At 43.9% G+C, this 15,904-nt stretch carries 12 protein-coding genes; 11 read left to right on the top strand and 1 reads right to left on the bottom strand.

Annotated features, from left to right (window positions below; translation table 11 throughout):
* The 3 genes from uxuA to A0V43_RS06740 all read left to right on the top strand — a co-directional run bounded on the left by uxuA (position 1) and on the right by A0V43_RS06740 (position 2,655).
* A complete protein-coding gene (gene uxuA, locus A0V43_RS06750; protein WP_063192697.1) occupies positions 1–1,116 on the top strand; it encodes a mannonate dehydratase in 1,116 nt (371 codons plus the stop codon).
* Entirely contained in the window at positions 1,092–1,937 is an 846-nt protein-coding gene (locus A0V43_RS06745) for an SDR family oxidoreductase (RefSeq protein WP_015374970.1), read from the top strand. The genes uxuA and A0V43_RS06745 overlap by 25 nt, the downstream gene beginning before the upstream one ends.
* Positions 1,938–2,013: 76 nt before the next feature.
* Positions 2,014–2,655, top strand: a complete 642-nt coding sequence (locus A0V43_RS06740; RefSeq protein WP_063192696.1) for a YesL family protein — start codon at positions 2,014–2,016, stop codon at positions 2,653–2,655.
* Positions 2,656–2,903: 248 nt separating this feature from the next.
* Here A0V43_RS06740 and A0V43_RS06735 read toward each other — a convergent pair whose 3' ends face one another.
* Positions 2,904–4,127: an endo-1,4-beta-xylanase gene (locus A0V43_RS06735; protein WP_063192695.1), complete on the bottom strand. Its 1,224-nt coding sequence runs from the start codon at positions 4,125–4,127 to the stop codon at positions 2,904–2,906.
* Between the two features lie 560 nt (positions 4,128–4,687).
* Here A0V43_RS06735 and A0V43_RS06730 point away from each other — a divergent pair.
* The 8 genes from A0V43_RS06730 to A0V43_RS06695 all read left to right on the top strand — a co-directional run bounded on the left by A0V43_RS06730 (position 4,688) and on the right by A0V43_RS06695 (position 15,845).
* Entirely contained in the window at positions 4,688–5,482 is a 795-nt protein-coding gene (locus A0V43_RS06730) for a Nif3-like dinuclear metal center hexameric protein (protein WP_063192694.1), read from the top strand.
* A gap of 21 nt (positions 5,483–5,503) precedes the next feature.
* The gene (locus tag A0V43_RS06725; protein WP_063192693.1) at positions 5,504–6,157 is read left to right on the top strand and encodes an SGNH/GDSL hydrolase family protein; all 654 of its coding nucleotides are present in this window, start codon (positions 5,504–5,506) and stop codon (positions 6,155–6,157) included.
* A gap of 83 nt (positions 6,158–6,240) precedes the next feature.
* Positions 6,241–7,785, top strand: a complete 1,545-nt coding sequence (locus A0V43_RS06720) for a response regulator transcription factor (RefSeq protein ID WP_063192692.1) — start codon at positions 6,241–6,243, stop codon at positions 7,783–7,785.
* 109 nt (positions 7,786–7,894) lie between these two features.
* Positions 7,895–9,514, top strand: coding sequence for a cache domain-containing sensor histidine kinase (locus tag A0V43_RS06715; protein WP_236930975.1), 1,620 nt, complete (start codon positions 7,895–7,897; stop codon positions 9,512–9,514).
* 544 nt (positions 9,515–10,058) lie between these two features.
* On the top strand, positions 10,059–11,729 hold the full coding sequence (locus tag A0V43_RS06710; protein ID WP_063193826.1) for an ABC transporter substrate-binding protein: 1,671 nt from the start codon (positions 10,059–10,061) through the stop codon (positions 11,727–11,729).
* 237 nt (positions 11,730–11,966) lie between these two features.
* Complete coding sequence (locus A0V43_RS06705) at positions 11,967–12,947, top strand: ABC transporter permease (RefSeq protein ID WP_013145204.1); 981 nt, start codon at positions 11,967–11,969, stop codon at positions 12,945–12,947.
* Between the two features lie 56 nt (positions 12,948–13,003).
* A complete protein-coding gene (locus tag A0V43_RS06700) occupies positions 13,004–13,906 on the top strand; it encodes a carbohydrate ABC transporter permease (protein WP_044745014.1) in 903 nt (300 codons plus the stop codon).
* A 331-nt stretch (positions 13,907–14,237) separates the two neighbouring features.
* A complete protein-coding gene (locus A0V43_RS06695) occupies positions 14,238–15,845 on the top strand; it encodes a glycoside hydrolase family 43 protein (protein ID WP_063192690.1) in 1,608 nt (535 codons plus the stop codon).
* Positions 15,846–15,904 lie beyond the last annotated feature (59 nt).

The following is a 15,904-nucleotide window of genomic DNA, read 5'->3' as shown; positions in this document are numbered from 1 at the left end:
ATGAAAATGACGTTTCGCTGGTTCGGAAAGGAACATGATACTGTTTCATTAGATCATATTCGGCAAATTCCAGGAGTTGAAGGAATCGTTGGAGCTCTATATCATATTCCAGTCGGTGAAGTATGGACGCTTGATGATATATTGGAACTCAAACGGCAGGTAAATGAAAAAGGATTTCATCTTGAAGTCATTGAGAGCGTCAACGTCCACGAAGATATTAAACTCGGTTTGCCCTCGCGAGATCGATATATTGAAAACTATAAACAGACGATTCGCAACTTGGCGAAAGCAGGAGTGAAAGTGATTTGTTACAACTTTATGCCGATTTTTGACTGGACCCGTTCCGATTTAGCCAAAAGGCGGCCTGATGGATCGACGGTGCTCGCCTATGAGAAACAAAAGATTGAACAAATCGATCCGGAGGAAATGATCCGCCGCATTGAAAGCGGAGCGAACGGGTTTTTGCTTCCGGGATGGGAACCGGAACGTTTGAAAACAATCAAGCCTCTTTTTTCGCTGTATAAAGGGGTAACAGAAGAGGATCTATTTGATCATTTGCGTTACTTTTTGGAACAAATCGTTCCAGTAGCGGAAGAGTGTGGCGTTCGGATGGCTCTCCATCCTGATGATCCGCCCTGGTCGGTGTTCGGATTGCCGCGGATTGCGACCAATAAGGAGAATTTGGATCGAATCGTTCATATGGTCAACAGCCCTGCGAACGGGTTGACATTATGCTCCGGTTCGCTTGGAGCCAATCCGGCCAACGATGTTCCGGACATTTTCCGCCATTTTTTGCGAATGGGACGAGTGCCATTTGCTCATGTACGGAATGTCGAAATTCACGCGAACGGCGATTTTGAGGAAACGTCTCATCGCAGTTGTGACGGTTCGTTGAATATATGCGAGATCATGAAAGCGTTGCATGAAGCTAATTTTCAAGGGTACATTCGACCAGATCACGGCCGAATGATTTGGGGGGAACAAGCTCGTCCTGGTTACGGGTTGTACGATCGGGCGCTTGGCATTATGTACTTGCTGGGCATTTGGGATAGTTTGGAGAATGAAAAAAAGAAGCAGGAAGGTGAGAAGGCATGCTCCCGATCCATCCAAGTTTAAAAGGCAAGGTAGCGGTTGTAACGGGCGGGGGTGGGGTATTATGTAGCTGCATGGCGAAAGAACTGGCCCGCCAAGGAATGAAAGTGGCGATTTTAAACCGAACGCTCGAGAAAGCTGAAAGAATCAAGAATGAAATTGAAGAGCGAGGAGGTGAGGCGCTGGCCATTTCGTGCGATGTTCTGGATGTCGAACGCGTCAAACAGGCGGCAGAAATGGTAGCGGACGTTTACGGGCCGTGCGATGTCCTGATTAATGGGGCAGGCGGAAACCATCCGCAAGGCATTACGACAAAGGAAATACTCGAGTTGCAGGATCTAGAGAATCAAGACATTACAACGTTTTTCGACTTGACGACAGAAGGGTTTTCCTATGTTTTTGATTTAAATATTCTTGGGACGATCATCCCGACGCAGCATTTTCTTAAACAGATGATAGGAAGAGGGGGAACCATCATCAATATTTCCTCGATGAGCGCTCCGCGGCCGATGACGAAAGTGCCGGCGTACAGTGCGGCTAAAGCGGGAATTGAAAACTTCACGAAATGGCTGGCTGTGCATGTCGCTGAGATCGGGGTTCGCGTCAATGCGATTGCCCCGGGATTCTTTTTGACGAAACAAAATGAACATCTTTTGAAACATCCTGACGGATCGTATACAGAGCGGACGAAAAAAATTTTGATGCATACACCGATGCGGCGGCTCGGCAAGCCGGAAGACTTGCTGGGGACGCTGCTTTGGCTTGTGGATGATCAAATGAGCGGATTTGTCACTGGAACGACTGTTCCTGTTGACGGCGGCTTTTTGGCTTATGCCGGAGTTTGAAGGGAGGGTAAACAAAGCCTCCCTCTTTTTTTAACTTATGATATACTGGTAAAAAACAAGAAAAGGTGGATGAATTATGCGCACCGGCTTGCTGGATGGAAAGTTGTATCGGGCTTGTGAATGGATTACAAGACTTGCATATATCAATCTATTATGGTTTGTCTTTACCGTCCTTGGACTTGTCATTCTCGGCATTGCGCCGGCGACGGTGGCGCTGTTTACGATCGTAAGGAAGTGGCTTCTCTTTCACGATCACGATGTTCCAGTACTGAAAACATTCGTTCTCACGTATAAAGATGAATTTTGGCGGGCGAACCGGATTGGGCTTTTGTTGATGGCGGCAGCGTATATTTTCTATATCGATCTTTTATACCTCGCCCACGTGCCAATAGAATGGAGATTTCCGTTTTCTGTTGCTTTGCTGATCATTTTCATTTTTTATACAGTGACGCTTTTATATGTATTTCCGATCTATGTGCATTACGAATTGCGCTTTTGGCAATATATCAAATATGCCTTTCTCATTGGAATGGCCAATCCACTCATGACGCTCGTGATGCTGATGAGTGTTGGGGTCTTGTTCGTCTTATTGATGTATATTCCGGGGCTGATCCCGTTTTTCAGCATCAGTTCGCTCGCCTTGGTGGTGATGAGCGGCGCATTGCGTGTATTTCGCAAAACAGAGGAAAGGCTGGAGGTCAGGAAACAAGGGGGGTGATATGAACACTTTCCCTTAAGAGTAAATATAGAAAAAGGTCCATTATGGCTTAAAAGAAGCTGAAGCGGACTAAGGAGTTGTCAACACAAGCGATCAAAAAGGGCTGGCTTAAAAGGATGTCTGTCCTCTCGATGAAACACCGGATATAGAAGTGAATTCGTTCAATACGGTATATATAGAAAGGGGATGCCTCGTTGCTGTTGAGACATCCTCTTCCTTGCTAGAGACACCGATGTGCTTTTGGCTGTCTATTTGTGGTCGATAATAGCCCAATATGCGGGTTTGACTTTGTAATCCGGTCCAAAAACGAACGGCGCATCTTTTCCTTTCCCTTTTTCCACTTTTGCGTACGGAGCGTTCGGGTCAACCACAACATTCCCGTTGGCGTCATAGTACACATCCGCACGGCTGTCGAGCCACGTATGATTGTCGGCGATGCCCCAGAAGGTGACGTTGCTAATTTTATCGCTCAACTTTTCATACAGTTTGAACAAACGATCATAGCGCGCTGCCTGATCCAAAAACTTTTGTTTTGGAATGGCGTCATACGTCGGGTAAGCGCGCGGCGGCCAACCGTACATGCTCACATCAAGCTCAGTGATTTGGTTGTCTAAACCGAGAGCGGCGAACATGTTAATCGTTTTCTCGATTTCTGCTTCAGAAGGCCAGCCGATTTGGATGTGGGATTGATGGCCGATGCCGTCGATCGGAACACCCTCTTCTTTCAGTTGTTTGACTAAATTGTAAAGAGCGGTTCGCTTCGGTTCGACTTCTGTATTGTAATCATTCATGTAAAGCTTAATGTTGTCTCCGCCATATTTTCTAGCTGCTTGGAATGCCACTTTAATATAATCGATGCCGGCGATTTGATACCATGGAGAATTGCGCAGTTTTCCGTCGTCCCCCACAACCTCATTTACAACGTCCCAGTACTTAATGTCATGTTTGTACCGCTCGACGATCGTTTTAATATGAGTTTCAAGTCGTTTTAACAGCAGTTGTTTATTTTGTTCACGTTTCACTGGATCTGTTTCATTAACCATTGGCTTGCCTTCCTTGTCAAGAAAGAACCATTGAGGTACTTGGCTGTGCCAAACGAGTGTATGGAAACGAATATCCATGCCATTTGCCTTAGCGAACTTCACAATTCGATCCGCTTGTTCAAAATTGAATTTTCCTTCCTCAGGTTGAATGCTGATCGGTTTCATTACGTTCTCGGCAACAATGCTGTTGAAGTGGCGCTTTAGCATTTGTACGTCTTTTTCATTTTGCAGCTGATAAGGTTCAACGGCCGCCCCAATAGTGAATGAATCTTTGTAGCGCTGATCCAATTGCGGGGCGTGCAATGCGCTGATTCGCGGCTTTTTAGCGTACGATGGCTCCGTTTTTGCCAATGCATTCGTCATCCCTAAAGGAAGTAGCAGCATAAACGAGAATCCAACGATCATCGCTTTCCGTGATTGTTTCCACACGATTGGGTCTCCTCCTTACTATTACTATAGTGATTATTCATCGCAAAACGACATGAACAATAGAAAGCGCTTACCACTTCCTTTCTTTGTAGTGGTCAACTTTGCGAGACAGATGCCGGATTGCGCGAGAAGACCGATGGTTGTTGAGAGGTTGACCTGATTTTATTTTAACAACACCAACTTGGTTTATCAATTAAATATACTAAGTTTTTTTATTATTGGCAAAACAGAAGCAGCCATTTTCATGTCCAATCCGCTCTGTTGATCCGCCGCTTCATGCCAAGGAGAAGGAGCGGGATCTACTAGGACGGTTTTTCAGAAAGGAGTCAAGACGGAGGAGGGCTTATTCAGCTACCAACCTTTGAAGGAAGAGGAACATGAACCATGACGTCGATGGGTGTGGAAGGATGAATTCTGGCAAGATAAGGATTGATGTCCTGCCTAGAGTGGGAGGACTCTTGAAAATTTAAAAGATTCTTTATAAAATTAGTTTAAAGGATAAACATACTTAGTGGACTGAAGCGATTGAAGGAATTCAAATTTCAGAAAGGAATAAAGCGATGACTGTTACGGTTCAAACGGTGATGGAACGATTGACAGCCGGTGCAGAGCGCCTTTCCTCTACAGTAGATACGCTTAAATATGGGGATCCGGGCACGGAGGTGAGGGGGATCGCCGTCAGTTTCATGCCTACGTATCGCGTCATTGAGCAAGCTGTCCGAATGGGGGCCAATCTTCTCATTACTCATGAAGGGTTGTTTTATAGTCACGTTGACCATGATGAAACGGTAAAAAACGACCCGGTGTATCAAGAAAAAGTTCGCCTAATCCGTGAATCAGGCATTGCAATTTATCGTTTTCATGACTATTGGCATCGCTACCAGCCTGACGGGATTGTGGATGGTTTAGTCCGTGCTTTGGGGTGGGAGTCGTATGTTTCTAAATACGAACCGACTGCTGCGATTTTGACAATCCCTAGGATGGCGGCTACGGAGATGGTCAGCAAAATAAAGGAAAGACTAGGCATTTCAATTATAAGGATTGCGGGGGATGTCTCGGCCTTTTGTACGCGTGTGGCGCTGCTGGCCGGATATCGTGGCCACGGATCTTTGGCGATTCCGTTGTTTGAAAAAGAGAAGCTTGATGCCATCATTTATGGGGAAGGACCTGAATGGGAAACGCCGGAATACGTTCGAGACGCCGTACAGCAAGGGAGGCAAAACGTATTGGTAGTGTTAGGGCATGCAGAAAGTGAGGAGCCCGGTATGAGATACTTGGCTGAGAAGCTAAGAGCCATGTTTCCGTCCATTCCTGTGTATTTTATCTCGGAAAAACCACTTTTTCATTTCTTGTAATCGTTGAAGGAGGAAAGAAAAATGATACTTTGCAAAGGGCAAAAGCTGTTGTTTATTGGCGACTCGATAACGGACTGCGATCGCGCCAAGCCAGAGGGGGAAGGATTATTCGGCGCGTTAGGTACAGGATATGTATCTTATATTGACGGTCTTTTGCAAGCCGTTTATCCGGAACTTGGGATTCGGGTTGTCAATAAAGGAATCAGCGGCAATACGGTTCGGGATTTGAAAGCAAGATGGCAGGAGGATGTGATTGCCCAAAAGCCGGACTGGGTATCAATCATGATTGGGATTAACGATGTTTGGCGGCAGTACGATTTACCATTCATTAAAGAAAAACATGTGTACGTGGATGAGTACGAAGAAACGCTCCGCAGCCTTGTGATGGAGACGAAGCCGCACGTTACGGGAATCATCCTTATGACCCCGTTTTATATCGAAGGGAATGAGCACGATCCGATGCGCCGGACCATGGACGAGTACGGTCTCGTTGTCAAACAAATTGCCGAAGAGACAAACAGTATATTCGTTGATACCCAGGCTGCTTTTAACGAGGTATTAAAGACTCTTTATCCGGCGGCATTGGCTTGGGATCGCGTTCATCCGTCTGTTGCGGGACATATGATTCTAGCAAGAGCGTTTTTGAAGGCGATTGGCTTTGATTGGGGGAAATGAAATAACACCCAGCTGCTTGAAGGAACAGACATGTTTCTAAAAAAGCAAGGACTATCGTTTGGAAGGAAAAAGGGGGGATCGGGATGCATAAAGTCATGTTAGTCGATGATGAAATGTTTGTGCGGGAAGGCATGAAAACGTTGATTGATTGGGAAGGATGCGGATATCGAATTTGTGGGGAGGCGGATAATGGGGAGCAGGCGCTCCGTGAGGCAGCGAAGTTGCGTCCCGACCTTATCGTGACAGATATTCGGATGCCAGGAATTGATGGGCTTGAATTGATTCAGAGGGTATCCCGAAGCGGACAAACAGGAACGAAGTTTATTGTAGTCAGCGGATACAATGACTTTTTCTACGCGCAGCAATCGATTAAATATGGGGTTTGCGACTTTTTATTAAAACCGATTGATAAAAGAGAGTTTGAACAGTCGTTATCAAGAATAGCGGAAGTATTGAATCAGGAGAAGGAAACGAGAAAGAAGCAGCAAGCTGAGTTTTTGTTTTATGAATGGGTTACAGGAAAAAAGGGGACAAGTCTCAGGGAAATGGGAGATTGGGGAGTCTCTTCATCTATACTTTCGGGTTATGCGATCATCGAGATCAACAGCAAGGCCGATATGGTTCATCTAGCTGCCGATGCCGCCTACAAAACTAAAATTAAGGAGATTTATCATCGCGTTGTCAAACAGCCGATTCATTTCCCAATCTATGAGCACGGAAGGCAGCGATATGGGCTGTTGTTTATTGGGGATGACAAGGAGGAGATATGTCATAATCTATACCGATTCGCTGAGCAATTCGTGAACGTTTCACTTGATGTGACGATTTATGTTAGCGCTTTTTCGTCGCCTGCTGATTGTCTTCAAGAACGGATTCGGGAAGCAGGTGAAGCGTTGCGTTATAAATACGTCAACGACGAGAGAATCGTTTTTTATGAACAGGTAAAAGAAATCACGCTTTCTTATCCTAGCGTTGATGATGGACAATGCCAAACATTGGTGGAGTATATAGAAGAGGCGCGGCTGGAGCAGCTGATGACCGCCATAAAAGATCTGTTCGTCCAGTTTCGTGTTCGCCGCTTGTCCGCTGAGGCTGTGCAGACGTTTATTCTTTATTTCGTACAGAAAGCGCTTCAGCTCGTCAAACGAGCAGGAGCGTGTGAGGAACAACTGACGACTTTGCCCCGAGTGCTAGAATGTCAAGACTATCCTTTCCGTTTGGAAGAATTGAGGAAAAGGGTGATGGATTTTGCGGTGGAATGTTGCTGGGTAGTGGAAGAACAAAGGAAGCCGCTTTCACTATGTGAAATTCATAAAATAAAGAGATATATTGAGGAGCATTATACGGAAAATATCAGCCTAAAAAGCATTGCTAAACAATTTTATATGAACCCCGTTTATTTAGGCCAACTGTTCAAAAAAACATATGGTTTCTATTTTAAAGAGTTTTTGTTGCAGCTGCGCATTGGGCAGGCAAAGAAGCTTCTGCGGACGACGAATTTGCGCATCTATGAAGTGGCGGAGAAAGTAGGATTTGGGAGCGTGGATTACTTTGTTACACAATTCGAAAAAATGGAAGGGCTTACACCTTCGGAATACCGAAAGAAGTCAACACATTCCATATTATAGAAAATGGCTTGAGTCATTCCATCATATGAGGCTAAAAAATAAACTGACTTTTCTTTATTTGTTTGCTGTGTTGATTCCCACTACCGTCACGAACGGATTGTTTTATTATGTGGTGACGAATCAAGTAAGAACACAGAAACTGCACGATGCCTCATTAGTAATAGAACAATTGGCAAAAGATTTTGAGCAAGGAATCGATCAAGTTGTTGGCATTTCCTCTCTGTTATATACGGACAGCCGAATTAACGAAATGCTTGATCGACAGTATACTTCGGATGCGGAGTACGTCCAGCATTATCATGATGTATTTCCTGAATTTAACAAGTATCGTTATATGCATCCTTTCATTCGTTCCATCGTTTTTTTTACCGACAATTCGACTGTTATCTTTTCTGGTTCCGTTCAGCCCATTACTCCTCAGCTCCAACAAGCCGGCTGGTACAGGGACATACGTTCATTTCCTGTCCTAGTCCGCACGGGACGTTCGCTTAGTATTGTCCGAAAGTTGGATTATTTCTCCTTTTATAATAAGACAAACAGGATGGTTCGAATTGAATTAGAACCGATGGCTATCGATCATCTGCTTCGCACTAGGGCGTTTCCTGGAGAGATTTATGTTGTTGATCGTCAAGGAAACATTCAATATTCGACTCGTGTGCAAAACAACGTTCATAATAAGGGGAAGCCACCTGCCCGGACCGAGAAGGGACGCATAGTTATATCCCACCGTTATAAAAAAGCCCATTACCTTCATGGATGGAGCATTGTTGGCGTCGTTTCCGAGGAAAAACTGGTGAACAACACTCGTTATTTCATGGCTTTTATCTTTTCGATCGCTTTTGTGAATTTCGTTGTTCCTACCATCATTCTTTTTCTTGTCTCTAAACCATTGCACGCAAGAATCGTCAATATTTTGAGTTACATGAAAAAGGTGGAGAGGGGGAAATTTGAAACGATCCATTCGGAACTTTATGATGATGAAATCGGGCAATTGGCTAAGGCGTTTAACCGTATGTCATTAACGATCAAGCGGCTCATTCAAGATGTTTATATGGCTAACATCCAAAAGAAAGAAATGGAACTGCAAAAAAAGCAGGCTCAATTAAATGCCTTGCAAAGTCAAATGAATCCTCACTTCCTTTTCAATGTGCTCGAAACGATTCGAATGAGAAGCCTCATGAAACATGAAGATGAAACTGCTGAAATGATCGAACATATGGCAAGAATTTTGCGGAAATCCATTTCATGGGGAAGTGACTGGGTCAAAGTGCGGGAGGAAATGGATATTGTTTCCCGGCTGCTTTCCATCCAGCGCTATCGATTTGGGGATAAGCTTCAGTATAGGATCGATATCGATGAGTCTGTCTTAGAACATACGATTCCGAATATGATCATCCTCCCGTTTGTTGAAAATGCATGTAAACATGGGGTGGAGTCCAAAGCAGGACAAGGAAACATTGATATACAAGTGCGTGCAGAAGGACCATGGTTAACGTTTACGATTCGCGATAACGGTCCGGGCATGAATGAGCAACAGTTGTTGCAGCTCTGGCGTTCTCTCAAAGAAGAGGAGGAGATTACTGAGCATGTAGGAGTTAGAAACGTCTACTATCGCCTTAAAATGTATTACGGTGAGCATTTTACGTTCCAAATGTACAATAACCGTGGATTCGTTGTTTTTTTCTCTCTCCCGATCGATCAGGCTTCGTCAAGCAACTATGTGAAGTAGGTGTCTCGAAAACAAAACGGGGCACCTTTTTGTTCATATGAGGGACACTAGAAAATTTATCCTGTTAAAGAACCGTGTCCATCTGTCATGCTCGTTCGAAAGCGGCTCTTTGCCATCTTTGGCAACGAACTGCCCCTGAGGGTTCAAGGCCCAGAGGATGGATCTTTAGAAAGACGGTGATGAAGGAGCAAGTTGCTTCGCCGTTTTGGCATCGGCTGCTCGTCTCATATCATACGACGTGAGTGAGGGGCTTGCTATTGTTCACCAGCCTTTTCAGGGAAGTATGGCAGCGTTTAGATTTGCCAGGAATTCATTGGTTGCCCTTCTTGTCACCACCACAGCTGCTAGGTGACAACGATGGAACAGGGGAGATCGGAACTTGTTGATTACAACTGCCATCGTTCCATATCTTAACTTTTTTAAATATCGCCTTAAGTTTGTTAGGTTAAGAAAAAAGAACAGCGATGTTACAATGGAAGCGATTACAAAAAAGGGGGGAGAGAAGATGAGTGAAAACACAATTGCACGAAAAAGGGGGAAAAGGATGACAAGGAATGTACTTGTTTCTTTACTGTTAAGTTTGTTGCTTCTTTTAGTAACCGCTTGTAACGAAAAAGCGAACATCGGTAGCGATGAGGGTGAGTCATCTTCAACAAATAACGATGAGAAAGCACCTTTTACTTTTACTTATTTTAATGGAGGCGCCTCATTAAAAAATATTGAAGCAAATCAAACGAGAATAGGAAAAATTTTCGAAGAGCAAACTGGTGTTAATGTAAAAATGGAATATTTAGTAGGTGATCTTAATACGAAAATTGGTACGATGATTGCTAGTGGACAGTATCCTGATACGTTAGTACCTGATGCGGCTATTGATAAATTGATTGATGCTAAAGCGTTTATTCCGTTAAACGATCTTATTGAAAAACATGCTCCAAATTTAAAAAAATTATATGAACCATATTTGGAACAAATGAAGACAGAAGATGGAAACATATATATATTACCTTTTGGCGTCAACCACGGATACGTTCCAAATCCTGATATTGACCAAGGGGCGTTTTGGATTCAAAGACGTGTATTAAAAGAGTTTGGGTATCCAAAAATTAAAACGTTGGATGAGTATTTCGACTTAATTGAGAAATATAAAGAAAAGTATCCGCAGACAAATGGAAAGCCTACCATTGGCTTTACTGCACTCACTTATGACTGGAGATTTTTCGCTATTTCCAATCCGCCAGCACATTTAGCTGGTTACCCGAACGATGGGGAAGTTATCGTTGATATGCAAACGCACGAGGCTAAAGTGTATGGAAATGGAGAGTATACGAAACGCTGGTTGAAAAAATTAAATGAGATTAATGCAAAAGGTTTATTTGATAAAGAATCATTTGTTTCTAACTATGACGAATATTTAGCAAAAATTGCTTCTGGAAGAGTGCTAGGCTTTTTCGATTATGGTTGGCAGGTAGGGCAGGCATTAGATTCTCTTAAGCGATCAGGAGATGACGATTTACGTTATATGCCGCTTCCGATTGTGTTTGATAAAAATATTAAAGATCAATATATAGATCCTCCGTCCAATGTGTTTAATCGTGGACTCGGTATTACGGTTAGTGCGAAGGATCCGGTTCGCATTATCAAATACTTAGATAATATGGCTAAAGAGGAAAATCAAAAATTAATGATGTGGGGAATTAAAGGGGAAACGTATGAAGTAGATGAGAAAGGGCGTTTCTATCGAACACCGGAGCAAATCAAGAAGACGTCCGATGAACAGTTCCGTGAACAGTTTGGATTTCCTTATTTCGAGTGGCACTGGCCACGTGGAAACGGGCTGTTCTCGGATGGAAATGCGTGGGAGCCGCGCCGGCAGCCGGAAGTTGCCCAAGCTAGCTATACAGAAGGGGATAAGAAAATCTTAGCGGCCTATGGGGCAAAAGTATTTTCTGATTTATTTGCCAAACCGGATGAGCGGCCTTGGTATCCGGCGTGGGGTGCGCCCATCAAACAAGGTTCTCCGGCTCAAATTTATCAGCAAAAGAAACAAGATTTACAGAGAAAGTATTTCCCAAAATTGGTGCTTGATCCGCCAAGCAAGTTCGAGAAAAACTGGAAAGAATATGTGAAGGAATACAATAAATTGGATATTAAAGCATTTGAAGATGAAATCACAAAATATGTAAAAATGAAAGTTGAACAAAGTAAGAAATGAGAGAAAAGTGGATCCGTCTGGGCCGGTCGGCTGTGAATATATAGTTGGCCGTGCCCTTCTTTTCTGAAAAAGGAGGAAAATATACCCATCCGTGACCGCGAAGCGCACCCTAGGTCTGTAAGATATCCACAAAACTGAAAAAGGATGTAAGGGATTTTGTCGAAAAATATTTTTTGGACACCCCTGAGAGGCCGCAAAGCCTTTATACATCAACATTTCTAGAGGGAGGAAGGAAAAGTGGAGATTGAAAAGCATATAAAAACTATCACACCGGCCCCCGCTGCAGTGGAATCCCACTTATCTAAACGGAAAAACATCTGGAAAAAAATAGTGCAGCAAAAAACATTGATTTTGATGAGCTTTCCGTTTTTGATTTGGTTATTTATTTTTAAATATTTGCCGCTGTGGGGGTGGACCATCGCTTTCCAAGATTATCGCCCCGGCTTGCCGTTCAGTGAACAAGAATGGGTCGGATGGAAGCACTTTCGTTTTCTTTTTCAAGATGAGGCCTTTTTTCGAGTGTTGCGGAATACGTTAGCGATGAGCATCATCAACCTCGTTCTCGGATTTGTGACGGCTATTACGTTAGCGATTTTATTAAATGAGTTGCGCAATGGAAAATTTAAGCGAATTGTTCAAACGATTAGCTATATGCCGCACTTTTTATCGTGGGTCGTTGCGGCGAGCATCATTTCCTACGCTTTGTCATTAGAAAATGGCATTGTCAACATTGTTTTGCAAAAATTGCATGTTATTGACGAACCGATTTTATGGCTAGGGGTTGGAGAGTATTTCTGGGGAATCATTGGCGCCTCAGAAGTGTGGAAAAACCTAGGGTGGAACACCATTATTTATTTAGCGGCGATCGCCATGATTGATCCAGAACAGTATGAGGCGGCGGAAATCGACGGAGCTTCTCGCCTGCAACGCATTTTTTATATTACACTTCCTTCTTTAAAGCCTACGATTGTCATTTTGTTGATTATGAATTTAGGGAATATTTTGGAGACCGGGTTTGAACCCCAATATTTGTTAGGGAATCCGATGAACCTCGATTATTCGGAAAACCTTGACATTTTTGTGCTGAAGTATGGCATCGCCATGGGGAATTTTGCTTTAGCTACCGCTGCTGGGATTTTTAAAACCGTTGTCAGTTTTATCTTTCTGTTTAGCGCAAATTATATTGCTAAACGTTTGGGGCAGGCTAGATTGTTTTAAGAAGACGATTTCGTTAGGGGGAAAGGAGATTGAAGCAGATAGTGAAAAGATGGAGGATGCGTTATACGTCATGGGGAGATATGGTTTTTGATGTTTGCAACTATAGCTTGATGCTCGTTCTTTGTGTCGTTATGCTTTATCCGATGTTGAATACGTTGGCCATTTCTTTAAACGATGCCAATGACGCGATTCGTGGGGGGATTTATCTTTGGCCTCGGGAGTTTACACTTTACAACTACGAATATGTGTTAAAGGAAAATACGCTGCTTAATGCGTTACTCATTTCGGTTTTAAGAACCGTCTTAGGCACCGCCATTTCTGTTTTCTGTACAGCGATGGTGGCTTATGTCATCAGCCGGCCGGAATTTGTTTTTCGTAAGTTTGTCACGATTGCTTTTATCTTGACCATGTATTTTAATGGGGGGTTAATTCCTACCTATTTGCTGATGAGGGATCTCCACTTAATTGGAACGTTTTGGGTATATATTATCCCAGGCATCATTGGGGTCTTTAATTTGATTGTGATTCGTTCGTTTATTGAAGGTCTGCCGAACAGTCTGATCGAATCGGCACGGATTGACGGAGCAGGGGAATTTCGGATATTTCTTCAGATTGTATTGCCCCTTTCCTTGCCTGTGTTGGCTACAGTTTCCTTGTTTGTGGCCGTGTATCAATGGAACTCTTGGTTCGATGTTTTTCTCTATAATTCTTCCAACCCCAATTTAAGCACCTTGCAATATGAATTAATGAAGATTTTGCAAAACACGAATGCAACGATGTCTGGAAAAACAGCGGCTGATGCATTTGCGAATGCTCATGCGGATGCTAATACTGTCACTCCATCATCCATTCGGGCCACAATGACCATTATCGCCAGTGTTCCGATCATCCTTGTCTATCCGTTTTTACAAAAATACTTTATTAAAGGATTGACACTGGGAGGAGTGAAGGGGGAATAAATCTAATCAGTCAATGTTTCGGCTAGAAGGGAGATGAAAAACAACAGATTCGCTCGACTTGTTGGAAATCAAAAGGAATAAATGGATGGTGTAACAAGGTTTTTCCATTTCGGAAACCATGCTGGACAGCCGTATTTTCCCTTAAATCACCGGTTTCCTAGAAGGCCGCGGAACACAGCGCTAGTTCGCTGAACAGCGGGATTCGCCAAAACGTCGATTCTTCGTTTAGGCTGAAAATGGCTGTTGCTAGACATGTGATGTTCACAAGCGGAAAGCGGTACCAGGTTCTCTCATTGAAAGCAGAAAGGCAGGAAAAGAGAGGGGAGAGAAAGTGTTGAAAATCAAAAACCCCATTTTAACCGGCTTCCATCCCGATCCATCCATTTGCCGGGCGGGAGATGACTATTACATTGCCGTTTCGACGTTCGAATGGTTCCCGGGGGTGAGAATTTATCATTCGAAAGATTTAAAGAATTGGCGTTTGGTGGCGCGGCCATTGAATCGGTTAAGCCAATTGAATATGATCGGAAACCCGGATTCCGGGGGCGTTTGGGCGCCGCATTTGTCGTACAGTGATGGGAAGTTTTGGCTCATTTATACGGATGTGAAAGTTGTCGAAGGCCAGTGGAAGGATGGTCATAACTATCTTGTGACGTGCGACACGATCGATGGAGCGTGGTCGGACCCGATTTATTTAAACAGCTCTGGATTTGATCCATCTCTTTTTCATGATGAGGATGGAAGAAAATACTTGGTGAATATGTATTGGGATCACCGCGTCGGCCATCATCCGTTTTACGGGATTGTGCTTCAAGAATACAGTGTGGAACAGAAAAAATTGGTTGGTGAGCCGAAAATTATTTTCAAAGGAACGGACTTAAGAATTACAGAAGGGCCGCATTTGTATAAAATCAATGGTTATTATTATTTATTGACGGCGGAAGGGGGAACGCGATACAACCATGCGGCGACGATTGCCCGGTCGCGCTCTCTCTATGGCCCGTATGAGGTGCATCCCGACAATCCGCTGATTACGTCTTGGCCTTACCCGCGCAATCCGTTGCAAAAGGCTGGCCATGCGTCGATTGTCCATACTTATACGGACGAATGGTTTCTTGTTCATTTAACTGGTCGGCCGCTGCCAAGGGAAGGACAGCCGTTGCTGGAACACCGCGGCTATTGCCCGCTCGGACGTGAAACGGCGATTCAACGGCTTGAATGGAGAGACGGTTGGCCTTATGTCGTGGGAGGAAATCAACCTTCGTTGGAAATCGATGGCCCGAACGTTGAGGAAGTTCCGTGGGAAAAAGACTACGATGAAAAAGATGATTTTGATGGTGATACATTAAACCACCATTTTCAAACATTACGAATTCCTTTAGGGGAAGACATCGCTACCTTAAAGGCTCGTCCGGGACATTTGCGGCTGTACGGAAGAGAGTCGCTTACTTCCCGGTTTACACAGGCGTTTGTCGCCAGACGATGGCAGCATTTTTACTTCATTGCCGAGACGAAAGTGTCCTTTCGCCCCACAACCTTTCAGCAATCGGCTGGTCTAGTAAACTATTACAATACGCAAAACTGGACGACGCTTCAAATCACATGGCATGAGGAAAAAGGACGGATTCTTGAATTGATGTCATGCGATCATCTCGTGGTTGATCAACCGTTGCGGGGACGGGAGATTGTCGTTCCTGATGACATCGAGTATGTGTATTTACGGGTAACCGTGCAAGCGACAACGTACAAATACTCTTATTCTTTCGATGGAATGAATTGGATTGATCTTCCTGTCACGTTTGAATCATATAAACTGTCGGATGACTATATCAAAAGCCGGGCTGCGTTTACCGGAGCGTTTGTGGGCATGCATTGTCGGGACGGTTCGGGGCAAAACAACTATGCGGATTTTGACTATTTTTTGTACAAAGAATTATAGAATACTTTGTTTATATGATAGACAAACAATCATGAAAGCGTTATAATAAAACTGAAACA

Source organism: Geobacillus sp. JS12, from assembly GCF_001592395.1.
Taxonomy (GTDB): Bacteria; Bacillota; Bacilli; order Bacillales; family Anoxybacillaceae; genus Geobacillus; species Geobacillus zalihae.
Note: the sequence above shows the minus strand (reverse complement) of the source record. Positions and strands in the feature narration are given on the sequence as shown.